A 25,124-nucleotide genomic window follows, 5' to 3' on the forward strand; every position below is an offset into this window, starting at 1 on the left:
GGTCCGGGACGATTACTTCATCCAGACGGCGTAGTTGTTGCCTGAGGTTTGCAAGGTCCAGCCGGCGCCCGGGCTCCAGCTGTTCGGGCCGATCTTCATCGCCAGCTGGTGCGTGTTGCCGGTGATGATGGCCGCGTACAGGCCTTGCGTGGCCTGCTGGATGGCGACGGCCGACGTCGACGTCACGCCCGCGTTCTTGCGGGCCGCCATCAGCGCCGCGATCTGCGTCTTGAGGTTCCAGTTGTAGATGTGCGGGTAGAACACGGTCGGGATGCCCGGGTGCGACAGGATGTACGCGTAACCTTCCATCACGGCGCCGCACGGCACCGGCCACAGGTTCTGGCCCGTGCCGCAGCTTTCGGCCGGACCCGTGTCGTGGTTGTCGACGAACGTCACCGACATCGCCGGCCACCAGCCGATGGCGCCCTGCGGCTTGCCGTCAGTCGCCTTCAGGCGCCAGTAGTTGCCGTTGGCGAGGGCGTCGTTGAGGATGCCCTTCGTCGTGAAGTCGAACGCGCCGCAGCTGTTGCTGGTGCCGTTAATCCAGTTCATGATGGCCTGGCGGTTCGCGTCCAGGTTGTTCAGGTCGAACGAGTCCGGCCACATCTCGCCCACGCAGAAATCGGGTGCGAACGCGTTCGCGTACTGGCCCACGTAGCTGGCGGAAAAGCCCTTCACGTAGTCGAAGCGCAGGCCCGAGAAGCCCACCGGTTTCAACGTGTAGTTCAGCCAGTTGATGATGCCGTTCTGGACTTCGCCCACGTTCGTGTGCGCGAGATCGCGCCCGCCGCTGAAGCCCTGGCCCGTGTCGGCAGCGCCCAGGCCGCAGTTGCACTCGTCGTTGTTGACGATGGAATACGTGGTCCAGTTCGGGTTCGTGAAGTCGGACCAGCCCGTGGTGCCCACGCGGTGGTTGACGACGACGTCGACGATCGATTTCACGCCCTTGTTCTTGAAGGCGTTGACGACGTTCGTCAGTTCTGCCGAGCTGCCGTAGCTGGAATCGAGCTTGTTCAGCTGGCGCGGCAGATAGCCTTCCTTGGCGCCGGAATCCGATGGCGGCGGGAACCACACGTGCGTGAACCCCATATTGCTCAGGTCGCCCACGTTGTTCAGCAGCGTGTTGTACCAGTCCGGTCCCGAATAATTGGCCGAGTTCCAGTGGAAACCCTGCAGGACGATGGCGGTGCTGCCGCCGGCCTGCTGGGTGGGGGTGGCGGCCTGCGTCGCGGCCGCCATGGACGTCATCATGCCCGCCGCCAGCAGGGCGACGATGGTGCTCTTCTTCATGCTTCTCCTCCGATGTGTACGGGTAAGGTCCCGGCCGGTCAACGGAGGTCGTGCAAAAGTCCGTTGCTCAGCCAGGTACTTTTACTACGTATCGGGCGATCATTCTGTATGGTTTTCGTGCCCGACGGGGGAGATTCTTAGCTATGCGTATTTTGGTGTCAATCTAAATCGCATAAAGTGTGTAGTTTTAATACGTGCGATTTGCGCAACATCAAGCGTGCCGGGATTGATGCCGGTCGGCCTGCGCGTGGCGGACAACGTCGTGGATGAAGTCCTCGAGCGTCGTCGGACCGCGCTCGGGCGACTCCGGCCAGCGGTCCTGCTCGTCCAGCACCGTGCCCGTCATGCAGGCATACGTGCGCGCCGCCGCCGGGGAGAAGCCGAGCTGGCGGAACGTCTGTTCCCACGCGTGGCGCGGGATGACGTCGACGTCCACGGGCCGTCCCAGCGCCTGCGCGAACGCGGCGGCGACGTCGCCCGGCGTGTAGCGGCGCGGTCCTTCGATGTAGCAGGTGTCCGTGTGCCCGGGGCCTTCCAGCAGCCGGCGCGCGGCCGCCTCGCCCAGGTCGCTCGGCGCGACCATCGGGATGGCGGCGTCGGCCGGGAAGAAGCTGGGCAGCTTGCCGCGGTGGCGCACGCTATCGAGCATGTCGGCCCAGTTGCTCATGTAGTAGGCGCCGCGGTTGACGGCGACCGGCACCGCCTGCGCGCGCAGCTTTTCTTCGAATTCGAACAGCACGGTGAGGTCGCCGCACGGGTCGCCGGGCCGCGCGCCGAACGTGGAGACAGCGACGGCCTTGCGCAATCCCGAGCCCGTCACGGCGTCGACGATGGCCGCGGCATTCGCGCGCTCGACGGCATCCGTGTCCGTGAACGGCGCGGCCGGCGGATTCAGCAGCAACGCGGTCGTGCCCGTGCGCAGGATCGCGCGCAGCGCGTGCACGTCGCGCACGTCGGCCACGGCCACCTTCGCGCCGGCCGCCCGCAGGTCGGCCGCGTGGCCCGCGTTGCGCGTGACGACCGTGACCGGCTCGCCGCGGCGCAGCAGTGCGCGCGCCGTCGCCGAGCCGACGTGGCCCGTTCCTCCGATGATGATATGCATGGCGAACTCCTTTCATTGCCGGGATGACGAGCCGACAATGTTAACGCGCGCTCCTGACAGGTTTTGTCAGGAGTGACCAATCGTGCGCTACCTAGCCGTAAAGGCCATGCACCAGCCGTCGGGACTGACCGGGCCGGCGACGATGTTGCACGTGCCAAACGCCTGCCCGTCCGTGGGTGCGACGAACGCGGTGCAGTTGGCGCAGTGCCGGCCTTCGTTCGGGTGGTCCTGGTAGTGGAAGTCTTCCTTGCGCGCGCTGCCGGCGCGGGCCGGTGCGCTGCTGCCGAGCAGCGGCAGCGCCACCGCGACCGGCAGCGCGGCGGTCAATGTGCGCAGCACGCGGCGGCGCGTCGGGTCGTGGTCGTTCATGATGGTATCTCCTTGCCGGAAGCCGTCGATTCAGAACATGAACCAGCCGACCAGGTACACGGTGTCGTTGTCGGACGCCTTGCGGCCGAAGCCGTCGTAATTGACTCTTGCGCCGTTGAACTTGTTGTAGTGCGTGAACTGGAGCATCAGGCGTACGTCCCGGCGCGGCAGATAATTGAATTCCATGATGGTGCCGGCGCTGTCGGGGCTGCCGGTACCGCTGCCGGTGACCGCCTCGCCGGTGTCGTACAGGCCGCTGTCGGCCGAGCCATGGACGCTGAAGCGGCCCACGTTGATGCCGTAGCGCTTGTCGTAGTAATACGTGGCCTTCGCGCGGAACGCGTCGAGTCTGTCGGTGCGGTTGCTCGTCTGCGCATCCGGGTTCCAGCGCTGCCATTCGCGCGTGTAGTTGAGCTGGGCCGAGATCCGGTGCCGGTCGGTGACGTACTGGTATTGCGCGTCGACGCCGAGGTCGCGGAAGTGATCCGTCGGTCCCGTCAGCACCTGGTTGTCCGGGAAGACGTTCGCCACGAGACCATACGTGCCGATCATCGCGGAGTGCTTGCCGCCGTCCCACTCGTGCTGCGCCGCCAGCCGCCAGTACGGGTTAAAGCCGCGCAGCGCGGCGGCGGTGTCCCGTTCGACACCGAGCCGCAGCGGCGAGAACAGGTGGTTGCTCGTGCGGTAGCCCGTGACTTCCGCGTAGATCGTGTTGCGCCACATGACGTAGGCTCCCATCCCGGCGACCTGCTGCGCCAGGTTCTCGATCAGCGGGGCGGCGGCCGGCACGTTCGCCGTCGGCGAGGAACTGAACGGAAAGCCCCAGGTGCTCGTCGTGTTGTAGACGTCCTGGACCTGCGGGTTATTGTGCAAGGTGAAGCCGTAGAGGAGGTCGTTCGACGCGAGGCTGAGGTGGTTGGCATAGCGCAGGTCGACGTTGTCGATGCTGGCGCGATGCTCGACGCCGTCGAACGTCGCCTGGGAAAAGATGCCGACGTGGTCGCTGAGCTTGCCGTTGTAGAACAGGCTGACCTGCTGCAGCACGACGTCGCGGTCCAGCGGAAAATTCTGCCGGAAGCTGTCGTCGGATTTCCGCGTACTCGAGTAGGCCACCTGCAGCATGCCGGCCACGGGGAAGGCCAGCCGTCGTCCGAAGGTATAGCCGTTCAGCTTGAACTGCCTGCCGGTGGGCGTCAGTTCCGGCCAGCTGACGTGGCAGGTGAAGCAGTCCAGCCCGGTCTGGCGCGCGAAGCTGGGGACGGCCTTGGCCGCAGGCGCGCAGCACGCCAGCGCGACGGCGACGATCGCCAGCCGCCACGGGATCTTGAAGATGGATGTCATGACGATGCCCTCGCTAGGATTGACCCAGACCTCGCCCGCGCGACGTGCCGCGGGGAGTTCCGGTTAATCCCGCCGGGGACGGACAACGTTCAATGCATGCGCGTTACTTCTGCAGGAGGTCGACGCCCATCGGGTCCAGGCGCAGCACGCCCGACCACCGTTTGCCCGAGAGCACGCCGTCCATCGCACCGTCGATCGCCACATCCTTCGGCTCACTCGTCGTGTTGACGTAGAGCGTGCGCCCGTCGACGACGCGCGCATACACCCCGTCGGGCGTCACCGGCCCGGGCGCGATGCCCAGGCTCGCGTACAGCGTGTGGTACAGCGGCTTCATGATCTGCGGCTGCGCGGCCGTGGCGACGTAGATCGCGCGACCCTTGCCGAAGCGGTTGACGGTGATGGCGGGTGCCTTGCCGTCGACGTTCGAGAAGCGCGCCAGCACGTCGGCGGTGGACGGCTCCAGCACCTCGTATGCGCCGAGGTCGGCCTTGATCTCCTCGCCGGCGATCGTCGTCTGCAGCGGGCCCGCGTTGTAGAACGCGTTGGTGCGCAGGCCGAAGACGTCGGTCAGGCCGCCGGGCAGCGGCGTGTCGAACCACTGGTTGTGGTCGTCCACCTTGTCCGACTGCGCCGTCATGATGACGGTGCCGCCGTCGGCGACGAACTTGCGCAGGTTCGTCCTCGATGCCGCGTCGAGCAGGTACAGGCCGGGCACGATCACGAGCTTGTAGCGGCTCAGGTCCTCGTGGCCGATGTGGATCACGGCCACGTCGATGTTGTCCCTGAACAGCGGCGCATACGCGTCGTGCGCCTGCCTCATGTAGCCCGGGTTGATGTACGGCCGCACCGTGTTGCTGATGCCTTCCCTGGGAAGGTTCGTGGCGATCATGTTGTCGAACGCGTAGGCGATGGCCACCTTGGGCTGCTGCAGGCGCGGGAAGCCCAGCTTTTCCAGCTTGGCGAATTCCTTCGCGATGGTCGCGAACTCGTCGAGCTTCCACGACGCGCGGTCGTCGTGGTCGATCAGGCCGAACAGCGCCTGCTCCTCGCCACCGTGATGGCTGTGCCACGTCCAGGGCAGCACTGCCTGCGCGCCCATCAGCAGGCCGAAATGGGCCCACATGCGCGAGCGCCCCGGCGTGCCGTAGTAGCCGGGACCGCCGGCGGTGAACTCGTTGAACCAGATCGGCGCGTTCATCCCCGCGCGCATCATGGTCGATTCGAAGCCGGCGCCCAGCGGATCACCGGGATAGAAGCCCATCGCGCCATAGCTGACGTAGTCGCGGTAGGTGGCCAGCATGTCGAAGCCCTTGCGCCCGGCGCTGTCCCACAGGTTCGAGATGGCCGGCTTGTCCGGCACATTCTTCTTGCGCACGGCCTCGAGCAGTTTCAGGACGTCGATGGTCTGTTCCGACCAAAACCGGCGCATGTCGAGGTAGCGCTCGTACGGACCGACGCCGTCGATGTACGGCAGACGCACTTCGTCCCAGCTGTCGAGCCGGCGCGACCACCGCTGCGTGGCCCAGGCCTTGTTCAGCGCGGCCACCGTGCCGTACTTGCGCTTGAGCCAGCCGATGAAGCGTTGGCGGTCGGCCTCCGAGTACGACACCATGCCGTTGCCGCTTTCGTTGTTGTAGCCGATCGCGAACAGCGCCGGATGCTTCGCGTAGCGCCTGGTCATCGTATCGGCCAGGCGCACGAGCAGCCGCCGGTAATCGGGGTCGCTCGTATCGTCCATGTAGCGCTCGGCGGGGTCAAGCCGCGCGCCATGCTGGTCGACGACGTCGACACCGGGATACTTCTTGTGCATCCAGATGGGGGCGGGCTGGCCGGGGATGTCCATGATGACCTTCAGGCCAGCGGCGTGCATGCGGTCCATGATCCAGTCGAACAGCCGGAAGTCGAACTTGCCTTCGGCGGGCTCGAAGGAATCCCAGGCCAGGTCGCCCATGCGCACGACCTTGAAGCCGGCGTCCTTCATCCGCTGGATGTCGTGCTCGATCTGCTCGTGGCCGCTGCGGTCGAACGGCTGGTAGTTGGTGCCGACGAACAGCTGGCCGGCGCCGGGCCAGTCGGGATGGTCATCGGCGTTCTGCGCGGATGCGACGATGGGGGCGAGTGCCGCGAGTGCCAGCGCGCAGGCGCCGGCGAGTGTGGTGAACTTCATGGGATGGATTCGCTGATATCGGGGTGATCGTCACGATTCTGCGAGGGGTCGCGGCGTGCCGCAATTGCGAAAACCGTCAATCCGCCGGATGAAATCCAATAACCCTTCAGTGCATCCGGAATGCCTCAAGTCGAGCGAGAGGCTCTTTTCTTGGCCGTGTCGATCTTGTTTGTCGCGGTATCTTTTTGCGTACGGCGCCTGGCCTCGGCTTTCGCAGGCGACGAGTCGGTCCCGCTGTGCGGCGTCGTTGGTGGCGGCTCCACGGCGCGTCCCTTGGTCGCACCCAGGTTGGCAGCCATTTCGTCGAGTTCGCGCATGCGCGCAAGAAGGTCCTGCTGCAATTGGGCGACCGCGCGAATGGCATCTGAAAACGTGACGTCGCCGTGCCCGACGTTGGCGATCGCGGGCTGCGCCAAGCCATCACCCTGCGATGCCCGTTCGATCGGCACGAACCCCACCTGCAGGCCGAAGAATTGCCCGATCCGGTTCATCGTCGCCACGGTGGGGTTTGCCTGATCAAGCTCGATCGCCTTGATCACCCGTGCGCTCACGCCGCGGTGGCGCGCGAATTCTTCCTGCGTCATGCCGGCAATCGCGCGCATCTCGCGTACGCCGTCGGTGAGCGACAGCCTGGCCGCGGCCGCGGTCTCCAGCATCCGGTTGCGCCGCTCGCGGGCCTCTGCCTTGTCCAACGGTTTTCGTTTGCTCATGCCTATCTCAGTGCTAGAAGTTGGGTACGTTGCGCTTCGATGCTGGGTGTGACGAAATCGACGATGTCCTCATCGACGCCCACGTCGCGCATGCACTCGGGCAGGGCCGCCAGTTCTTCGCCGAACCGCACCAGGGCCTCGACAACGTGCGCACGCTCTTGCTCGGGCAAGGCCAACTGCGCCAGGATGTCGGCCCAGTTCCTCAGTTCCTTGCGGCTCTCCGGATGGTACCAGCGCGCCGATCGTGTGATGCCTTCTGGGTCCAGGTACATCGGCGCGAAATCGAACAGCGGCGTGAGGCGCGTGATACCGTCGACGGTCTGCACGGCGGTATTGCGCGCATGGTTGTCCGTGTTGCGCATCGCCAGGTTGAGCACGTCGCGCCGGATGAACTCGACGGTCTCGTCGAGTGGCGCATCGACGACGCGTCGGATTGCTTTCAGCAGTTCGAACTGGTCGGCCTGCGTACCGAAACCTGCCAGGCCGGCGATCGAAGCGACGCTCTCCTGATGGAACCGCAAAACCTGCCCATCCTGGGCGCGGCGGTCGAAGCGCGGGATGAACAGCATGTCGCCATGCAGCTCGGGGACGTCGAAGCTGCGGATGCCGAAGCGTCGCGCGACTTCCATGTAACGGGCTTCGTTGCGCAAGACCTTGCGGTCGGCCTCGGAGGGGCCACGCGGGCGCTTGATGATGTAATGGCGTCGAGCCCGCGCATCGGGCAGCGCCGCGTCGGGATGCCATGTGCCGTCATGGTCCTGGGTCAGCAGGTACTTTGGTGCGACACCCTGGATGCCGGTGCCGCCCGTGGCGAGCATGCCATGCACCATTATCATTTCGTGGAAGTCGGGCGAGCGCGCGAGCAATTCGTCGAACGTGAAACCGGTGGCAGCGAGATCATGGCGTTCGACATGCCGTTCGTAATAGTGGACGGCTTCCCGTACGCGCAGGCGTCCGATGGGGTTGAACGCACCGGCGCACAGCAACGGCAAGTCCGACGCCTGGGCATCAGGAAGCTTCAGATGGTCGAGCAGGAATCTGCGGCCGTTACCTTGCGGTACCAGGTCATAGAGAAACGCGGGCCAGGTTGTCCGTACGTGGCGGTCCGCGTCCACCGGGATCACAAGCGAGACGGGCGCCGGCGCATCGCCGAACGCGTACAGCAGGTCGTATTCGAACACGCAGTCGTTCGACCGGAAGCCGTTGCGCACCACATCGGGGAAGCTAGCGTGCGCAGCTTCCAGCCACTGGCCTTCGTGAAAAATCTCGATGTGACAATCCATGTCCGGTTTCTTTTTAAAAGTGCATTAAAAGATACCGGATCAGTATATCAGTCGAACCCCCGTACCGGAAAATCGGCATCCCGCTGGATCCAGTTGCGCGGCGAGTACGCCGTGCGCGCATCCGTCACGTGCAACGTGAACGCATGGCGCGACACGGGCGAGCGGTTCGGCGCGCTGTAGTGCGGCAGCAGGCCGTGGAAGCAGACGAGGTCCCCCGCCTTCGCTTCGAGCGGGACGGCCGTGCTGTCGTCCGGCCACGGCGTACTGTCCAGCTTTTCCATCGTGATCGCGTCGCCGTCGCGCAGGAAGCGTTCGCGCAGCGGGCCGCGGTGGCCGCCCGGTTCCACCCACAGGCAGCCGTTTTCGATCGTCGCGTCTTCCAGCGCGAACCAGAACGTCGTCACGCTGATCGGCGTCGAGTCGAAGAACGTCGCGTCCTGGTGCCAGCGCACCTCGCCGCCGATGCCCGGCTGCTTGAAGATGTACATCGACTGCCATACCTGCGGCTGCGCCAGCCCGAGGTCGCGCGCGACGGCGGCCAGCTTCGCGTCGCGGGTGAACGCCTGGAATACGGGGTCGAGGTCGTGCATCGCGTGGCCGATCTTGTTGATCGACAGGGCCTTCGCCTGCTTCAGCTGGCCGTCCGGCCCGAAGGCTTCCTCTTCGAAGAAACAGCGGATCGTGTTGTCCGAGCCGAGGAACCAGGCGTCGCTGGCCTGGGCCTGGTCGCGCGTCGTGAAGATGGCGCGCGATTCCGTCGGGTCGAACGCGTCGACGATCTCGCCCGCACGTGCGCGCAGGCGCGCGATCTCATCAAGCGATTTGAAACTCGGGATGACGATGTAGCCGTCGCGCTGGTAGCGGTCGCGTTGTTCCGTCGTGAGCATGGTGTCCTTTCTCCGTTGTCGACATATCTTAAAACAGGATGGCGGCGGCGGCGACAAGCGCCGTGCCGCAAACGCGACTACGTAACCTGACGTATGGTGCTGCCGCCTCCCGCTGGCGATGATGGTGACACGATAACCACGCATGGGAGGACGGGAATGGCGTCACTAGGGAACAAGGCCGCGCTGCTGGCACTGATCGGGATCGCGGGAAGCTTTTCCGCACTGGACGCGAGGGCCGGCGCGACCGTGAACATCGGACCGGACCAGTCGGTGAACATCGGCTTCGGCATGCGCACCAGCTACACGAACGCCGAACACGGCGCGCCGGACGGCTCGCGGTCGAACGACTTCAACCTGGACAGCGCCCGCATCTATCTGGGCGCGTCGCTGAACCAGCAGATCAAGGGCATGTTCAGCACCGAATGGGATGGTGACAAGGTCCGCGTGCTGGATGCCGCCGGCGAGTTCGCTTTCTCTCCCGAACTGAACGTCTGGGCAGGGCGCCTGCTGTCGCCGAGCGACCGCGCCAACATGGCGGGGCCGTACTACTCGCTGGGCGGCGGCTACTGGGCCGGGGTGGCTTCGCGCTACGGCTACAACGGCGGCATCTTCCGCGGCCGCGACGACGGCGCCGTCGTGTGGGGCAACCTGCTGGACGGGAAGCTGGGCTATTCCATCGGCGCGTTCGAGGGCCACACGTTCGGCATCGGCTCGCTCACGCAGAACGAGGCGAAGGCCGCCGGCATCAAGGCATCCGACAAGCCGATGGTCGCGGGCCGGCTGCAGTACGACTTCTGGGATGCGGAGCCGGGCTACTACGGCACCGGCAACTACCTGGGCACGAAGGACATCCTCGCCGTCGGCGTCGCCGCGCGCACGCAGAAGGACGGCGTGCTGACGCCTGCCGCCGTCGGCGACTACCGCTCGTGGAACGTCGACTTCCTGCTCGAGAAGCGTTTGTCCGGCGCGGGCGCCGTGTCGCTGGAAGGCGCCTGGTACGACTACGACACGGACAACGTCGTCAAGTCCGAGCAGGGCAGGGCGTGGCTGGTGGCCGTGGGCTACATCGTCAACCGCCTGCAGCCGTTCGTGCGCTACCAGAAGTTCGCGGCCGACACGGGCATCGACACGCGCCAGGGCGACGTCGGCGTCAACTACGTCATCGACGGCTACAACGCCCAGCTGGCTGCCCTGTATTCGCGCACCACGGTCACGAACATGCCGAACCAGTCGAAGTTCGCCGTCACCCTTCAGCTGCAGTACTGATCAATCCATTCCATCGCGAGGCTCACCATGACCAACCGCCGCAATTTCATTTCGTCCCTCACCCGCGTGGCCGCCGGCGCCGCCCTGCTGGCGAGCGGCCTGTCCGCCCACGCCGCCGACACGATCAAGGTCGGCATCCTGCATTCGCTGTCCGGCACGATGGCGATTTCCGAGACGTCGCTGAAGGACGTCGCCCTGATGGCCATCGACGAGATCAACGCCAAGGGCGGTGTCCTCGGCAAGAAGATCGAGCCCGTCGTCGTCGACCCGGCGTCGAACTGGCCCCTGTTCGCGGAAAAGGCGCGCCAGCTGATCGCGAAGGACCACGTCGTCGCCATCTTCGGCTGCTGGACGTCGGTGTCGCGCAAGTCCGTGCTGCCCGTCGTGAAGGAGCTCAACGGCCTGCTGTACTACCCCGTGCAGTACGAAGGCGAGGAACTCGAGAAGAACGTGTTCTACACGGGCGCCGCGCCGAACCAGCAGGCGATTCCCGCCGTCGAGTACCTGATGAGCAAGGACGGCGGCGGTGCCAAGCGCTTCGTCCTGCTGGGCACCGACTACGTGTACCCGCGCACGACGAACAAGATCCTGCGCGCCTACCTGCACAGCAAGGGCGTGAAGGACGACGACATCAAGGAGGTGTACACGCCGTTCGGCCACGCCGACTACCAGACCATCGTCGCCGACATCAAGAAGTTCTCGGCTGGCGGCAAGACCGCGGTCATCTCCACGATCAACGGCGACTCGAACGTCCCGTTCTACAAGGAGCTGGGCAACGCGGGCCTGAAGGCGACGGACGTGCCGGTCGTGGCATTCTCCGTCGGCGAGGAAGAGCTGCGCGGCGTCGACACGAAGCCGCTCGTCGGTCACCTGGCGGCCTGGAATTACTTCGAATCCGTCAAGAACCCGACCAACGCGGACTTCGTCAAGAAGTGGAAAGCGTACGCCGCGGCCAAGCACCTGCCGAATGCCGCGACGGCCGTCACCAACGATCCGATGGAAGCGACCTATGTCGGCATCCACATGTGGGCGCAGGCCGTCGAGAAGGCGAAATCGACCGACACCGACAAGGTGATCGCGGCGATGGGCGGCCAGACCTACAAGGCGCCGTCCGGCTACACGCTCGTGATGGATCCGACCAACCACCACTTGCACAAGCCGGTGATGATCGGCGAGATCAAGGGCGACGGCCAGTTCTCCGTCGTCTGGAAGAGCAAGGAAGCCATCCGCGCGCAGCCGTGGAGCCCGTACATCAAGGGCAACGAGGGCAAGCAGAATCTGTGATGTCGCACGCCGCCATGCCCGCGCCCGCGGGACGGCGGCAACCCGGATTGGAACCACGATGAAGCCTCTCTTCAAACACATGCTGGCCGCGCTCGCGCTCGCGCTTTCCCTGCCCGCGCTGGCGCACGCCGCCATCGATCCGGCCGTGCTGCGGCCGCTGGCGGGCGACGACCCCGATGCCCGCGTCGCCGCCGTCGCCGGCATCGCCGCGACGGGCACTGTCGATGCGCGCCGCGTGCTGCAGGCATTGCTGGACGACGAGCTGGCCGCGACGCCGTCCGGCCAGGTGCTGATCGTCCACGACGGCGCCGCCAGCGACGCCGCCACCGGCGCGGCGCTGCCGCTGCCCGATGGCGTCGACGGCATCGTCGTCAACAACCGCCTGCGCGGCGCCGTGCAGGCCGCGCTGTCGGGCCTCGCGCTGCTCGCGCCCGCGCGCGACGAGCGCCTGGCCGCCGTGCGCGCGCTACAGGCGCAGGATGCCGACCCGGCCCAGGCCCGGCTGCTGCGCCAGGCGCTCGCGCACGAGACGGATGCGGACATCCGGGCGCAGCTGGCCCGGCTCGTCGCGCGCGCCGACCTGGGCTCGCCCGACCCGGCTCGCCGGCTCGCGGCCGTGACGGCGCTGGCCGACAGCGGCGACGCCGCGCTGCGCCCGCAGCTGCAGGCGATGCTGGCGCAGAACCCGGACGGCAGCTACGCCGAACCCGACGCCGCGCTGCGTGCCGCGGCCGGCACCGCGCTGCGCGCGATCGACCGGCGCGGCACCCGCAACGAGATCATCGGCAATCTGTTCTATGGCGTCTCGCTGGGCAGCGTGCTGCTGCTGGCCGCGCTGGGCCTGGCCATCACGTTCGGCCTGATGGGCATCATCAACATGGCGCACGGCGAACTGCTGATGATCGGCGCCTACACGACCTATGTATGCCAGTCGCTGTTCCGCCACTACCTGCCTGGCGCCGCCGACTGGTATCTCGCAGCCGCGCTGCCGGCCGCGTTCCTCGTCGCCTTCACGGTCGGCGTCGTACTGGAGCGCAGCGTGATCCGCTGGCTGTACGGGCGGCCACTGGAAACGCTGCTCGCCACCTGGGGCATCAGCCTGATGCTGATGCAGGCCGTGCGCACCGTGTTCGGCGCGCAGAACGTGGAGGTCGCGAATCCCGCGTGGATGTCGGGCGGCGTGACGGTGCTGGGTTCCCTCGTGCTGCCGTACAACCGCATCGCCATCATCGTGTTCGCCGTGCTCGTCGTCGCCGCGGTGTGGCTCGTGCTGAACAAGACGCGCCTCGGGTTGTTCGTGCGTGCCGTCATGCAGAACCGGCGCATGGCCGATTGCGTGGGCGTGCCCACGGGCCGCATCGACATGATGACGTTCGGCCTCGGCTCCGGCATCGCGGGCCTCGGTGGGGTGGCGCTGTCGCAGCTGGGGAACGTCGGGCCGGACCTCGGCCAGTCGTATATCGTCGACTCGTTCATGGTCGTCGTGCTGGGCGGCGTCGGCCAGCTGGCGGGCACCGTGCTCGGTGCGCTGGGCCTCGGCGAGATCAACAAATTCCTGGAGCCGCTGGCCGGCGCCGTCATGGCCAAGATCTGCATCCTCGTCTTCATCATCGTCTTCATCCAGCGCCGGCCGCAGGGCCTGTTCGCGCTGAAGGGCAGGAGCATCGAATGAACCGCACCGCATCGTTATTCCCGCCCCGTGCCTGGGCCGCGCTGATGGCGTGCACGTTCGCGGCAGGCCTGCTGCCCGTGCTGCACCTGGCATTCCCGGACGGGCATCCGCTGCACGTTTCCGGCTATATGCTGGGCCTCGTCGGCAAATTCATGTGCTATGCGCTGGCCGCGCTGGCGCTGGACCTCGTATGGGGCTACACCGGCATCCTGTCGCTGGGCCACGGCACGTTCTTCGCGCTGGGCGCCTACGCTCACGGCATGTACCTGATGCGCGCGATCGGCCGCGACGGCAGCTACGGCAGCGTGCTGCCCGACTTCATGGTCTTCCTCGACTGGAAGGACTACCCGTGGTACTGGGCGTTCACGGACCACTTCTGGTACTGCATGCTCCTCGTCGTGCTGGTGCCCGGCCTGCTGGCGTTCGTGTTCGGCTGGTTCGCGTTCCGCTCGCGCATCAAGGGCGTGTACTTTTCCATCATCACGCAGGCCATGACGTACGCCTGTATGCTGCTGTTCTTCCGCAATGACACGGGCTTCGGGGGCAATAACGGGTTCACGGACTTCAAGCGCATCCTCGGTCACCCGATCACGGCGCCGGGCACCCGCGTCGTGCTGTACCTGGCCACGCTGGCGCTGCTCGTGGGCGCGCTGCTGCTGTGCCGCTGGATCGTCCGCTCGAAACTGGGCCGCGTGCTGCAGGGCGTGCGCGATGCGGAATCGCGCCTGATGTTCATCGGCTACGACCCGCTCGCGTTCAAGCTGTTCGTGTGGACCTTGTCCGCCGTGCTGTGCGCCATCGCGGGCGCGCTGTACGTGCCGCAGGTCGGCATCATCAACCCGTCCGAGATGTCGCCGGCGAACTCGATCGAGATGGTCGTGTGGGTGGCGATCGGCGGCCGCGGCACGCTCGTCGGCCCCATCGTCGGCGCGTTCGCCGTGAATGGCCTGAAAAGCTGGTTCACGGCCGCGTTCCCCGACCTGTGGCTGTTCGCACTGGGCCTGCTGTTCATTCTCGTGACGCTGTTCATGCGCCGAGGGATCCTCGGTACGCTGCCGGCCATCGCACGCATCCTGCCGGGCCGCAGGGCGCCCGTGGCGACGAAGGAGGAAACGGCATGAGCCTCGACATGACCCTGAAGCGCGACGGCGTGGACACGCGCCACGGCGCCGTGCTGTACCTGGACGACATCACCGTCTCGTTCGACGGCTTCCGCGCGCTGAACAAGCTGACCCTCGACATCTCGGTCGGCGAATTACGGTGCATCATCGGCCCGAACGGCGCCGGCAAGACGACGATGATGGATGTCATCACGGGCAAGGCCCGGCCGACGTCCGGCAGTGCCTTCTTCGGCCAGACGCTCGACCTGGCGAAGATGACGGAAACGGAGATTGCGCACGCCGGCATCGGCCGCAAGTTCCAGCGCCCGACCGTGTTCGAGCAGCACACGGTGTTCGAGAACCTGGAACTGGCGATGAAGATGGACAAGCGCGTGCGCCCCACGCTGTTCGCACGCCTGACGTCCGAACAGGAAGACCGCATCGCCGCGACCTTGCGCCAGATTCGGCTGCACGGCCAGGAAGACCGGTTGGCCGGCCTGCTGTCGCACGGCCAGAAGCAGTGGCTCGAGATCGGCATGCTCCTGATGCAGGAGCCGCAGCTGATCCTGCTGGACGAGCCGGTCGCCGGCATGTCCGACGCGGAGACGGCGCGCACGGCGGAGCTGCTGAACGAATTGCGCGGAAAGCATTCGATCATGGTCGTCGAGCACGACATGGGGTTCGTGGCCGAGATCGCGCAGCAGGGCAAGGTCACCGTGCTGCACGAAGGGTCGGTTCTGGCCGAGGGCCGCATGGACGACGTGCAGGCCGATGAGCGTGTCATCGAAGTCTATCTGGGGAGGTAAGCATGCTGCAGGTCGAACACCTGAACCAGTACTACGGCTCGTCGCACACGTTGCGCGGCGTGTCGCTGACGGTGGAAAAGGGCCAGTGCATGGCTCTGCTGGGCCGCAATGGCGTGGGCAAGACCACGCTGCTCAAGTGCCTGATGGGCGTGCTGCCCGTCGCGCGCGGCACCGTCACGTGGAACGGCCGCGACATCACGCGCCTGAAGCCGCACCGCCGCGCGGCGGACGGCATCGCCTACGTGCCGCAGGGCCGCGACATCTTCGCGCGCCTGACGGTCGAGGAAAACCTCATGATGGGAATGGCCACCTTGTCCAGGCGCGAGGCGGCGCGGATCGGCGGCGAGGTCTATGAATTGTTCCCCGTGCTGAAGGAGATGCTGGGCCGGCGTGGCGGCGACCTGTCGGGCGGCCAGCAGCAGCAGCTGGCCATCGCCCGCGCGCTGCTGCAGCGGCCCGCGCTGATCATCCTCGACGAGCCGACGGAAGGCATCCAGCCCTCGATCATCAAGGACATCGAGCGCGTGATCCGGCTGCTGCGCGAACGCGGCGACATCGGCATCCTGCTGTGCGAGCAGTACTTCGATTTCGCGCGCGCGCTGGCCGACAAGTTCGTCGTGCTGTCGCGCGGCGAGGTCGTCGCCGGCGGCACGGCGGACGAGATGGACGGGGACCATGTCAGGCGGCACCTGGCCGTGTGACGCCTACGCCGCGCGAATGCGGTTCGTGGCCAAGGTGGCGGCGGCCGTCCGCGTCTCGACGCCGAGCTTCTCGAACACGTGCTCCAGGTGCTTGTTCACCGTGCGCGGGCTCATGCCGAGGATGTCGCCGATGTCGCGGTTCGTCTTGCCCTGGATGACCCAGTGCAGCACTTCCGATTCGCGCTGCGTCAGCCGGAACAGGGCCATCAGGGCCTGCACGCGTGCCGTGTCCGATTCCTCCCGCAGCACGATCATCCATTGTTCGGATGAGCGGGTGTCGGCGGCCGTGAAGACGAGTCGCGCCGAGCCGCGGATCACGGTCAGCGGCTGCGTGGGCACCGTGGCAAGCCAGGCGGCCAGTTGCGCCGGCGTGCCGGCGCCATCCTGGTCCGCGCCGAACCAGTGCTGCATCCACTGGCGCGCCAGCGGCGTCTGCCAGACGATGCGGCCGTCGTGCGGCGTCACCGCCAGTACGGCGTTGCCGAACGCATCCAGCGCGCTGCGCGCCTGGTGCATCAGCCGTGCCGTGTGCAGGTGCGACGCGATCCGGGCCAGCACCTCGCTCTGGCGCACGGGCTTCGTCACGTAGTCCGTGCCGCCCGCGTCGAACGCGGCCACCACGTGCTCGGTCTCCGTCAGGCCCGTCATGAAAATGATGGGCACGGCGCGCGTGGCGATGTCGGCGCGCAGGCGGCGGCAGACGTCGAAGCCGTCCATGCCCGGCATGACGGCATCGAGCAGGATCACGTCCGGCACGACCTGGCGCACGCGGTCGAGCGCCGCCGCGCCGTTGTTCGCGACGAGCACCGTGTACCCCGATTCGTCCAGCGCATCGTGCAGCACGGCGAGGTTTTCCGGCACGTCGTCCACGATCAGGACCACCTGGCCGGCACGGCGGTCGAAAGGTTTGTCGCTCATGGTGTTCCTTGGTCGAGGAAGGCCGACATCGCTTCCAGGTCGAAGCGCGCGGCAAGGGCGCGCAGGGTGTCGGCGAAGGGGGCGTATTGCGGGTCGAGCGCGGCGATGGAGTCGAGCTGGCGCGTGATGCCCCGCACATAGCCCAGGGACAGCTGTTCGCGCAGGGCGTCCAGTTGCGCTGCGGGTGGGAAGCGCACCAGGGGGCGTTCGGGCGCAGGCTCGGCCTGCATGATCCAGTCGAGATCGAGCCGTGCGCCGATCCGCTCCAGCAGCTCGCCGACATTGACGGGCTTGACGATGAAGTCTTCCGGTGCGATGCCGGCCGGGTTCTCGAGCTCCTTGTCGTACGCGTTGGCCGAGACGATCAGGATCGGCACGGTGACGCCCCGTTCGCGGCGCAGGATGCGGCTCGCTTCCCAGCCGTCCATCACGGGCATCGCGAGGTCCATCAGGATCAGGTCCGGCAGTGCGTGCGCGCAGTGGGCGAGACACTCTGCGCCCGTCTCGGCCTGCGCCGTGTCGAAGCCGAGCGGTGCCAGGATGTTCACCAGCAGCTCGCGGTCGTTCCGTTCGTTGTCCACGACGAGGATGCGGCGCCGTGGTCCCGCATAGCCGGCCGGCGCGAACGCGGGGACGGCTTGCGCGGGCGCAGGCGCGTGCACGCGCGGCAGCTGCAGGCGCACCTTGAACGTGCTGCCGAGGCCAGGCGTCGTGTCGACCGTCAGCTGCCCGCCCATCAGTTGCACGAGCATGCGGCTGATGGGCAGTCCCAGGCCCGTACCGCCCGCGCCGACGGCGGCACCCGCGCTGCCGCGCGCGAACGGTTCGAAGATCTTTTCGACCTCGTCGGGCAGGATGCCGGGGCCGCTGTCCTGGACGTCGAACGCCGCCATCTCGCGCGCGTAGCGCACGCGCAGCACGACCTCGCCCCGGGCCGTGAACTTGACGGCGTTGCCGAGGATGTTCATCAGGATCTGGCCCAGCCGCTTGCGGTCGGCGCGCACGCAGTCGGGCAGCGGGCCGTCGACCTCGTAGCGGAACGCGAGGCCTTTGTCGCGCGCCCGCTGCTCGAACATGCGGACGATCTGGCCGAGGAAGTCGGGGAAGGCCAAGGTGCGGATGTCGAAACTGAACTTGCCGCCCTCGATGCGCGCGATGTCGAGCGAGCCTTCGATCAGCGACAGCAAATGTTCGCCGCTGCCCCGGATCACGCGGATCGCCTGGCGGCGCGGCGCGGGAATCGCCGCATCGTTGTCGAGCAGCTGGGCGTAGCCGAGGATGCTGTTCAATGGCGTGCGGATCTCGTGGCTGATGGCGGCGATGTAGCGGCTCTTGGCCTGGTTGGCGTGGTCGGCCTGGCGCTTCGCCTGCTGCAGCTGGGCGTCCGTGCGGCCGTGCAGTTCGATCTCGCGCTGCAGGAGACTCGTCTGGCGGTTCGATTCCTCCTGCGCGACGCGCCGGCTCTCGCTCGTCAGCACGAGCCACCACGCGACGATGCCGCCGGCCAGCACCAGTGCGCCGAAGACCTTCACGAAGGTCAGGCGCAGCGCGTCGACCATGACGGCGCTGGCGGCTGCGCCGAGCGCGACCCGCTCGTGCACGTACAGCAGGGCGAGCAGGCCGCCGAGCAGCGACGCGGTCGTCACCATCAACAGCAGGTAGTGGCCCAGGCGGCTCGTCATGTAGGGCCACATGGACACGGGCAGCAGCGCCTTCGCGGCCGATTCCCACTGCTGCGCGAAGCGCGCGTGCGGCTTGCAGGCGTCGCCGCAACGGGCGTCGAGGCAGCAGCACAGGGAGCAGATCGGGCCCTGGTAGGCGGGGCAGTGCGCCATGTCGTCCGTCTCGTATTCCTTTTCGCAGATGCAGCACGTCTGCGTGCGCGCGGAGGCCGGCCAGCCGGCGACGGGACGGGCGAGATAATATTTGCCGCGCGTGGCCCAGGCGATCAGCGGTGCCGCAAGCAGCGCCGTCGCCAGCGCGATGAATGCGGAAAACGCCCGCGCGTGGGCGCCGAACAGGCCTGTGAACGCGGCGATCGACAGCGTCGACGCGAGCAGCATCGCGCCCACGCCGACCGGGTTGATGTCGTACAGGTAGGCGCGGCGGAACTCGATACCCTTGGGACTGAGACCCAGCGGCTTGTTGATCACGAGGTCGGCCACGACGGCCGTGATCCACGCGATCGCGACGTTGGAATACAGGCCGAGCACCTGTTCCAGTGCCTGGAACACGTCCAGCTCCATCAGCAGCACGGCGATCAGCGCATTGAACACGGCCCAGACGACGCGCCCCGGATGGCTGTGCGTGAGGCGGGCAAAGAAGTTCGACCAGGCCAGCGAGCCGGCATACGCGTTCGTCATGTTGATCTTGACTTGCGAGACGACGACGAACAGCGCCGTCGCCAGCACGGCCAGGCTGCCGCTGCCGAACACCTGGCGGAAACCGGCGAGGTACATCTGGTTCGGATTGACGGCCTGCGCGAGCGTGGCGCCGCCCTCGATCGCGAGCAGCGCCAGCAGCGCGCCGCCCAGCATCTTCGCCATGCCGAGCACGATCCAGCCCGGACCGGCCGCCAGCACGCCCAGGTGCCAGCGCACGCGGTTGGCGGGCGTCCGTTCGGGCATGAAGCGCAGGAAGTCGACCTGTTCGCCGATCTGCGTGATGAGCGCGACGCCGACCGCGGTCGCGGCGCCGAACTGCAGGATGTCGAAACCGTGCGCCCCTCCGTGCCCCGAAAAGCGCCCCAGCTGCGCAATCAGGTCCGGCTTTCTGGCGGCGATGGCGATGAACGGGAGCGCGAGCAGCGCGAGCCACACGGGCTGCGTGACCATCTGGATGCGGCTGACCAGCGTCACGCCGTGCGTCACGAGCGGGATCACGGCGAGCGCGCTGACGAGGTAGCCGACGTACAGCGGCAGCCCGAAGTACAGCTCCAGTGCATAGGCCATGATGGCCGCTTCCAGCGCGAACAGGATGAACGTGAACGACGCGTAGACGAACGAGGAGATCGTCGAGCCGATGTAGCCGAAGCCGGCGCCGCGCGTGAGCAGGTCCATGTCGACGCCGTGGTGGGCGGCGTAGTAGCTGATCGGCAGGCCGGTGGCGAAGATGATCACGCCGATGGCGACGATGGCCCAGAACGCGTTCTCGAAGCCGTAGTTGACGGCGATGGTGCCGCCGATCGCTTCCAGCACGAGGAACGAAATGGCGCCGAATGCCGTGTTCGCGACGCGGAATACGGACCACTTGCGGAACGAGCGCGGCGTGAAACGCAGCGCGTAATCCTCGATGGTTTCGTCGGCGACCCAGGTGTTGTAGTCGCGCCGGATCTTGACGATCCTGAGCGGCGGTTCGGTGTCGCGGGCGGGTGGCTGGGCGGCGGTATCCATGCTCAAAACTTAAGCAAGATCCGGGCCCGCTACCCGGCAGGCGTCACTCCCGGACCGTCCAGGTCCCGTCCGCGTACACGCGCTCGTCGTCCAGGAACACGGCGTCCGTCACGACGAATACGTCGATGTGGTAACGGGCATCCTTGCGCTTGAATCCGGGTTTCGCGTACACGCCATGCTTGGCACCGAGCGACAAATGGATGCCGCACATGCGCTCGTACGTGCCGATGTCGTCCACGCGGCGCTCGCGCGTGAACGCGCGGTTCATGCCGAAGCCCAGCTCCCGGACCCACACTTCGCCTTCGTCGCGGCGGATGATGTCCAGCACTTCCTGGAACGCGGGCGTGGCGTTCTCCGTGCCCACCACGCGGCCTTTGTCGACGATGAGCGTGATGGGAGACTCGGGCCGGTTGACGAGGTACGAGGTGTCGCCGAACACGTGCACCTGCGCGCGGCCGCTGACGGTTTCCAGGTCCTGCGCTTCCGTGAACACTTCGCCGATCGGGAACTGGCCGCCCACATTGTTCATCGAGCGATAGTCGCCCACGTTCAGCTTCGCGGGTTCGAGCGGCGAGTCGAACACGAGGACGTCGCCGCCGCCATGCACCTCGGCGCGGCGGGCGCCGTCGATGCGGGCCTTCAACGCGTGGCCGACGCTGCGGAAGTACGCCGGGTCGTAGGCCAGCGCCTCGATGTAGTGCTCGCCCTGCGCGCCGGGCATGCGGGACAGGTGCACGTGCTCGATCACCTTCAGGCCCAGCTTGAAGAGTTCCACGCGCAGGCGGAAGCCGTCCAGGCGGAAGTTCGTCGACTGCACGAGCACGACGAGGTCTTGCGGGGCCAAGGTGCGGAACGTCGCCAGCACGTGGTCCGACACAACCGTGTCGAAGTCGATGAAGGTGGCATCCGGCAGGTTCGCGCGGTACGCGTCGACGAGGGCCCGGGCCAGGGCCGTGCGCGTGTCGAACACGACCAGCGCGCGCCGCTCGGGCGTGTGGTCGAGCGCGATCGCGAGCACGTCGCGCAGGTGCGCGGTGGCGGCGGCGATGGCGGCGGCAGGCAGGGCGTCGGAGGGCGTCATGGCATCAAGCGGAAGGGAGACAACCCGGCATTATACGTGCTCGGCATGCTTGCGGCAGCTCACGGTCCGGCCGGCTGGAATGCGGCACAGTCAGGTTGTTGGGAGTGCCATCATGTTGATTCATAAAGGAAATTTCCTTAAGCGTAAGTCGGCGTCGATCCTGCTGGCGGCCGCGCTGACGGGTTTCGCGGGACCGCTGCCGCCTGCCCACGGCGCGGCGATCGCGGCGCCCACCGTGCGCGCGCCGGAGGCCGTGGCCGCGGAATTCTACGACTGGTTCCTGGCGACGCTCGATGCCGACCAGGACCCGCTGTCCGACCGCTACGAACGTCTGCATGCGTACGTCGCGCAACCCCTCGTCGACCAGTTGCTGGCACGCGGCCAGGGCGCGGGCGACTACTTCCTGCAGTCGTCGCGCATCCGCGGCGCCTGGCTGCGCGCGCCCGTGCGCACCGCCGTCCTGCGCCGCCAGGCGCGCACGGCCGACGTCCTCGTCACGCTCGATGGCGGGGGCGATGCGCAGCACGACGTCGTGCTGACGATGGCGCTGGACAACGGCACCTGGAAAATCCGCAGCGTGAGCCGCGCGGCAGTCGATGCGTCCGAAAGTTCCCCAGGCCGGCCCGGTATTTGATCCCGGAAGCACAGCTACGCGCTACTCCGTGAACAGGGCGCCGTCGCCTTGATCCCGGCGCTATGATTCCAAAACGATAACGGGCCCGAGTTTGAGCGGCCCGCGATCCTTTTGACGAATCGACGGTGAGCGCATGGCATACCGATGGGAAACGCCGACCAGCGTCTGGCTGGAGGACGAGCGCAGCGGGCAGTTCGAGCTGGCGTCCAGCGACGGGCTGGGCCGGATCGACTGGCAGGCCGCCGCGCGCGGCCGCCTGGCCGACTGCGCGCACCTGCTCGGCGCCTCGCTGCCGCAGTCGTGCGACCACGCGGCCATCTATCCGGAAGGGTTCGCGTTCTGCCCCACCTGCGGCCGGCCGCTCGCACGCCTCGGCGCCGCGCCGGAGCGCCATCCGGACTGGTGGGGGCCGTACGCCGACGCGCTGCTGCCCCGCCACGTGCCGCACGGCCTGCCCGTGACGTCGCTGGCGCTGGGCGACAGCCTCGAGGAACGGCCGCCCGCGCCGGAGGTCGGCCGCTTCGACACCGCGATGCCGCCGCCGCCGAACGCCCATTGCGTGTTCGCGGCCGGCACCTACGGCTTTCCCGAACAGCGCCTGCTCGCGCTGGCGCCGGGGCGCGGCGTGCTGCAATACTGGGATCCGCTGGCCGAGGTCTGGCACGTGATGGTGCCGGAAGAGGGCACGGCCGATCTCGCGTTCGGCGCATCCGACTACGGCTGGCTGCCGATGACGCACCTGCAGGTGCCCGCGCGGCGCGGCGACGTGGCGCTCGTGCCCACGGCGCGCGGGCTGTACCGCCTCGGCGTGAATCCCGTCAGCGAGACGTGCCGCACGGAGGCCGTGCTGGCTGCGCCCGTCGTCGCGGCGCCCGGACTGATGCGGCGCCAGCTGGGCGTCCTCGTGCGCAATCCGGGCGGCACGCTGGGCCTGTGCGCGCTGGGTGCCGACCTGTCCCCGGGCCCGCAATTCGATTGCGGCGCGCTGCCGCTGACCGGCTGGACGCGTCCCATCGGCTACGACGGCCAACTGTTCTGGCTGCACGGCGAGGGCCAGCTCGTGTGGCGACCGGGCGAGGCGCCGCGCCGGCTCGCGTGGCCCGACACGTGGCTGCCCAGCCTCGACCTCGGCGGCCCAACGTTGAGCCGCGACGGCCGCATGTGGCTGATCGGGCACGACGGCCAGTCGTATTCATTCCTCGAACTGGGCGTGGAACGGCCGCAGCGCGAAGCGATCGACGGCGCGCGCCTCGGCTTCGCCAACCTGCTGTTCCGGCGCGGCCATCCCGTCGTCGACGAGCCGTGGTCCGGCGAGCACGTCGAAGACCAGCACGAGGACGATTCCCTCGTGCTGCCGCTGCTGCGCAGCTTCAACAATAACCGCAGCCAGCCCAGCGGCCTCGTGCTGCGCTTCCACAAATACACGGGCCGCGCGGAAGATGCGCTGGCCAACCGCGTGATCGCCCGCACCACGGTGGAGTGGATCGGCCGGCGCAACGTGATCCTGGACGAAGTGGCGCGCCTCGCGCGGCCGCTCGAGTGCGTCCCCTTCGTCTACGCCAACCGCCTGTGGCTGCACCACCCAGACTGGAACCGGATCCGCGGCTGGAACCTGGACGTGCCGACGTGAGGGCCGCCCGCGTTTTCATCCTGCTTCTCGCGCTGTGCGGCATCGCGCCCGCGTGGGCCGTGCCGCAAGTGGTGCTCGTGCAGAACTCGGGCTGGATGGAGCCGTTTTATACGGACCCGCACTCGCCGTTCAAGCCGCTGGTGGCGGCGCTGGCGGGCAGCGTCGCGCAGCCGGGCGACGCGCTCGTGCTCGCGGCATTCAACCAGTCGCTGCCCGGTGCGCCGTCGCCGCGCGCGCTGCTGTCCGAGCAGGTGACCGACGCCACTGCCGCGCACGTGCAGGCGGCGCTGGCGGGGCTGGACACGGCGCGGAAGCCTGGCGGTGCTGCGCTCGCCGACACGGACCTGGGCGAGGCCGTCGAGACGACGATCAGCCGCGTGCTGGACGGGAAGGGCGGCCTCGTCTGGCTCGTGACGAACAACCGCAACAGCCCGAACAACGACCAGGCGACCGCCCAGCGCAACCGCGAATTCTATGCGCTGATCCACAAGGGCGCGAGGATCACGAAGGCGCTCGCGTTCCCGCTGCGCATGCCGGTGCAGGGCCAGCACTACCGCGCGAACGGCCTGATGGTGTACGTGTTCGCCGTCGGCCCGGACGGCGCGCGCGCCCTCGATGCGCTGCTCGCGTCAGGGCGCGTGCGGCGCGTGATCACGGAACCGCCCGCGCGCCTGAAACCGCTCGACCGCGACACGGTGCGCCTCGTGCCGCGCAAGGTCGAGGACGCGCCCGGCGTCGAGTTCTCGATGGATGCGGCGGGCCGGTTGCGCGCCGACGTCGCGCCGGACGCGCGCACGCCCAGCGCCACGATCCGCTGGCAGCTGGAAAACACGATGTATCCGTACACGATCGAGGATGCGACCCTGTCCGCACGCTCCGTGCTGGGCGGCGAGAACCGCCCGATTCAGCTGCACACGACCGCCGTCACGGGGCTCGCGCCGGGCCGCACGGAACCGCTCGTGTCGACCGTGCAGCTGCCCGTCGCGCAACTGCCCGGCAAATGGTCGCTGGCGGCGCTGAAATCCGCCGGGTCCGCGTACGTGCTGCCGGGCCGCATCGAGCTGCACCTGCAGGGCCAGAAGCTGGAACTGTCGCAGGCGTTCCGCGCGCGGATGGCGGCATTGTTCCCGGGCGACCCGCTGCCGGACATCTTCACGCCGCCGGCCGACGTCCAGGCGTCGACGGCCGTGCTGCCCGTCGAGGTGCACGTCCACTACGGCTCCGGGCCGCTCGTCGCATTGCTGGGCGGCGGCCTCGCGCTGCTGGCGGCGGGCGCCGGCGCCGCGTACGCGTACGGCCGGCCGCGCCGGGTGCAGCTCGTCGTGGAGGACGAACTGCGCACCGTGCACACGCGGGCCGGGGCCACGCAACCGATCTACGACAAGGCGGGCAACGAGGTCGCCCGCCTGAAGACAACCATGTTCGGCCACCAGTTGCTCGACCTGCGCGAAGGTGCGCAGGTGCGGCTCGGCCGATGAACCCACCAGGAAC

20 protein-coding genes are annotated in these 25,124 nt (G+C 67.6%); 9 read left to right on the forward strand and 11 right to left on the reverse strand.

Annotation, left to right across the window (positions count from 1 at the left end; all coding sequences use genetic code 11):
* Window positions 1-12: 12 nt before the first annotated feature.
* The 8 genes from NX784_RS11160 to NX784_RS11195 all read right to left on the reverse strand — a co-directional run bounded on the left by NX784_RS11160 (window position 13) and on the right by NX784_RS11195 (window position 9,149).
* Complete coding sequence (locus NX784_RS11160; protein WP_258816719.1) at window positions 13-1,290, reverse strand: glucan 1,4-alpha-maltotetraohydrolase domain-containing protein; 1,278 nt, start codon at window positions 1,288-1,290, stop codon at window positions 13-15.
* 211 nt (window positions 1,291-1,501) lie between these two features.
* Window positions 1,502-2,392, reverse strand: coding sequence for an NmrA family NAD(P)-binding protein (locus NX784_RS11165; RefSeq protein ID WP_258816720.1), 891 nt, complete (start codon window positions 2,390-2,392; stop codon window positions 1,502-1,504).
* Between the two features lie 87 nt (window positions 2,393-2,479).
* A complete protein-coding gene (locus NX784_RS11170) occupies window positions 2,480-2,761 on the reverse strand; it encodes a high-potential iron-sulfur protein (protein ID WP_258816721.1) in 282 nt (93 codons plus the stop codon).
* 30 nt (window positions 2,762-2,791) lie between these two features.
* The gene (locus NX784_RS11175) at window positions 2,792-4,102 is read right to left on the reverse strand and encodes a cytochrome C (protein ID WP_258816722.1); all 1,311 of its coding nucleotides are present in this window, start codon (window positions 4,100-4,102) and stop codon (window positions 2,792-2,794) included.
* Window positions 4,103-4,205: 103 nt separating this feature from the next.
* Window positions 4,206-6,269, reverse strand: coding sequence for a beta-galactosidase (locus NX784_RS11180; protein WP_258816723.1), 2,064 nt, complete (start codon window positions 6,267-6,269; stop codon window positions 4,206-4,208).
* 125 nt (window positions 6,270-6,394) lie between these two features.
* A complete protein-coding gene (locus tag NX784_RS11185) occupies window positions 6,395-6,979 on the reverse strand; it encodes a helix-turn-helix transcriptional regulator (protein ID WP_258816724.1) in 585 nt (194 codons plus the stop codon).
* Window positions 6,980-6,981: 2 nt separating this feature from the next.
* Window positions 6,982-8,262 (reverse strand): type II toxin-antitoxin system HipA family toxin, encoded by a 1,281-nt coding sequence (locus NX784_RS11190; protein ID WP_258816726.1) that lies wholly within the window; start codon window positions 8,260-8,262, stop codon window positions 6,982-6,984.
* Between the two features lie 47 nt (window positions 8,263-8,309).
* A complete protein-coding gene (locus tag NX784_RS11195) occupies window positions 8,310-9,149 on the reverse strand; it encodes a phytanoyl-CoA dioxygenase family protein (RefSeq protein ID WP_258816727.1) in 840 nt (279 codons plus the stop codon).
* Between the two features lie 156 nt (window positions 9,150-9,305).
* Here NX784_RS11195 and NX784_RS11200 point away from each other — a divergent pair, with 156 nt between their 5' ends.
* The 6 genes from NX784_RS11200 to urtE are packed head-to-tail and all read left to right on the forward strand — an operon-like array spanning window position 9,306 to window position 15,978.
* A complete protein-coding gene (locus NX784_RS11200) occupies window positions 9,306-10,415 on the forward strand; it encodes a porin (protein WP_258816728.1) in 1,110 nt (369 codons plus the stop codon).
* Window positions 10,416-10,442: 27 nt separating this feature from the next.
* A complete protein-coding gene (urtA, locus tag NX784_RS11205; RefSeq protein WP_258816729.1) occupies window positions 10,443-11,699 on the forward strand; it encodes an urea ABC transporter substrate-binding protein in 1,257 nt (418 codons plus the stop codon).
* Between the two features lie 58 nt (window positions 11,700-11,757).
* Window positions 11,758-13,371 (forward strand): urea ABC transporter permease subunit UrtB, encoded by a 1,614-nt coding sequence (gene urtB / locus NX784_RS11210; RefSeq protein WP_258816730.1) that lies wholly within the window; start codon window positions 11,758-11,760, stop codon window positions 13,369-13,371.
* On the forward strand, window positions 13,368-14,492 hold the full coding sequence (gene urtC, locus NX784_RS11215; protein WP_258816731.1) for an urea ABC transporter permease subunit UrtC: 1,125 nt from the start codon (window positions 13,368-13,370) through the stop codon (window positions 14,490-14,492). Before urtB ends, urtC begins: the two co-directional genes overlap by 4 nt.
* Window positions 14,489-15,277 (forward strand): urea ABC transporter ATP-binding protein UrtD, encoded by a 789-nt coding sequence (gene urtD, locus NX784_RS11220; RefSeq protein ID WP_258816732.1) that lies wholly within the window; start codon window positions 14,489-14,491, stop codon window positions 15,275-15,277. The genes urtC and urtD overlap by 4 nt, the downstream gene beginning before the upstream one ends.
* A 2-nt stretch (window positions 15,278-15,279) precedes the next feature.
* Window positions 15,280-15,978, forward strand: a complete 699-nt coding sequence (gene urtE / locus NX784_RS11225; RefSeq protein ID WP_258816733.1) for an urea ABC transporter ATP-binding subunit UrtE — start codon at window positions 15,280-15,282, stop codon at window positions 15,976-15,978.
* A 3-nt stretch (window positions 15,979-15,981) separates the two neighbouring features.
* Here the strand turns inward: urtE and NX784_RS11230 are convergent, their stop codons facing one another.
* Genes NX784_RS11230 through NX784_RS11240 form a run of 3 tightly spaced genes read right to left on the reverse strand, consistent with a single transcriptional unit; the run spans window position 15,982 to window position 21,369 of the window.
* On the reverse strand, window positions 15,982-16,896 hold the full coding sequence (locus NX784_RS11230) for a response regulator transcription factor (RefSeq protein WP_258816734.1): 915 nt from the start codon (window positions 16,894-16,896) through the stop codon (window positions 15,982-15,984).
* Entirely contained in the window at window positions 16,893-20,288 is a 3,396-nt protein-coding gene (locus tag NX784_RS11235; RefSeq protein ID WP_258816735.1) for an ATP-binding protein, read from the reverse strand. Before NX784_RS11235 ends, NX784_RS11230 begins: the two co-directional genes overlap by 4 nt.
* A 43-nt stretch (window positions 20,289-20,331) precedes the next feature.
* Window positions 20,332-21,369 (reverse strand): M29 family metallopeptidase, encoded by a 1,038-nt coding sequence (locus tag NX784_RS11240; RefSeq protein ID WP_258816736.1) that lies wholly within the window; start codon window positions 21,367-21,369, stop codon window positions 20,332-20,334.
* A gap of 112 nt (window positions 21,370-21,481) precedes the next feature.
* Between NX784_RS11240 and NX784_RS11245 the strand changes: the two genes are divergently transcribed.
* The 3 genes from NX784_RS11245 (at window position 21,482) to NX784_RS11255 (ending at window position 25,111) form a co-directional block, all read left to right on the forward strand.
* Window positions 21,482-22,003, forward strand: a complete 522-nt coding sequence (locus NX784_RS11245; RefSeq protein WP_258816737.1) for a hypothetical protein — start codon at window positions 21,482-21,484, stop codon at window positions 22,001-22,003.
* A 133-nt stretch (window positions 22,004-22,136) separates the two neighbouring features.
* Window positions 22,137-23,633: a hypothetical protein gene (locus tag NX784_RS11250; protein ID WP_258816738.1), complete on the forward strand. Its 1,497-nt coding sequence runs from the start codon at window positions 22,137-22,139 to the stop codon at window positions 23,631-23,633.
* Window positions 23,630-25,111 (forward strand): hypothetical protein, encoded by a 1,482-nt coding sequence (locus NX784_RS11255; RefSeq protein WP_258816739.1) that lies wholly within the window; start codon window positions 23,630-23,632, stop codon window positions 25,109-25,111. The genes NX784_RS11250 and NX784_RS11255 overlap by 4 nt, the downstream gene beginning before the upstream one ends.
* The last annotated feature ends 13 nt before the right edge of the window (window positions 25,112-25,124 follow it).

The sequence above is a fragment of the Massilia pinisoli genome, assembly GCF_024753285.1.
Classification (GTDB): Bacteria; Pseudomonadota; Gammaproteobacteria; order Burkholderiales; family Burkholderiaceae_D; genus Telluria; species Telluria pinisoli.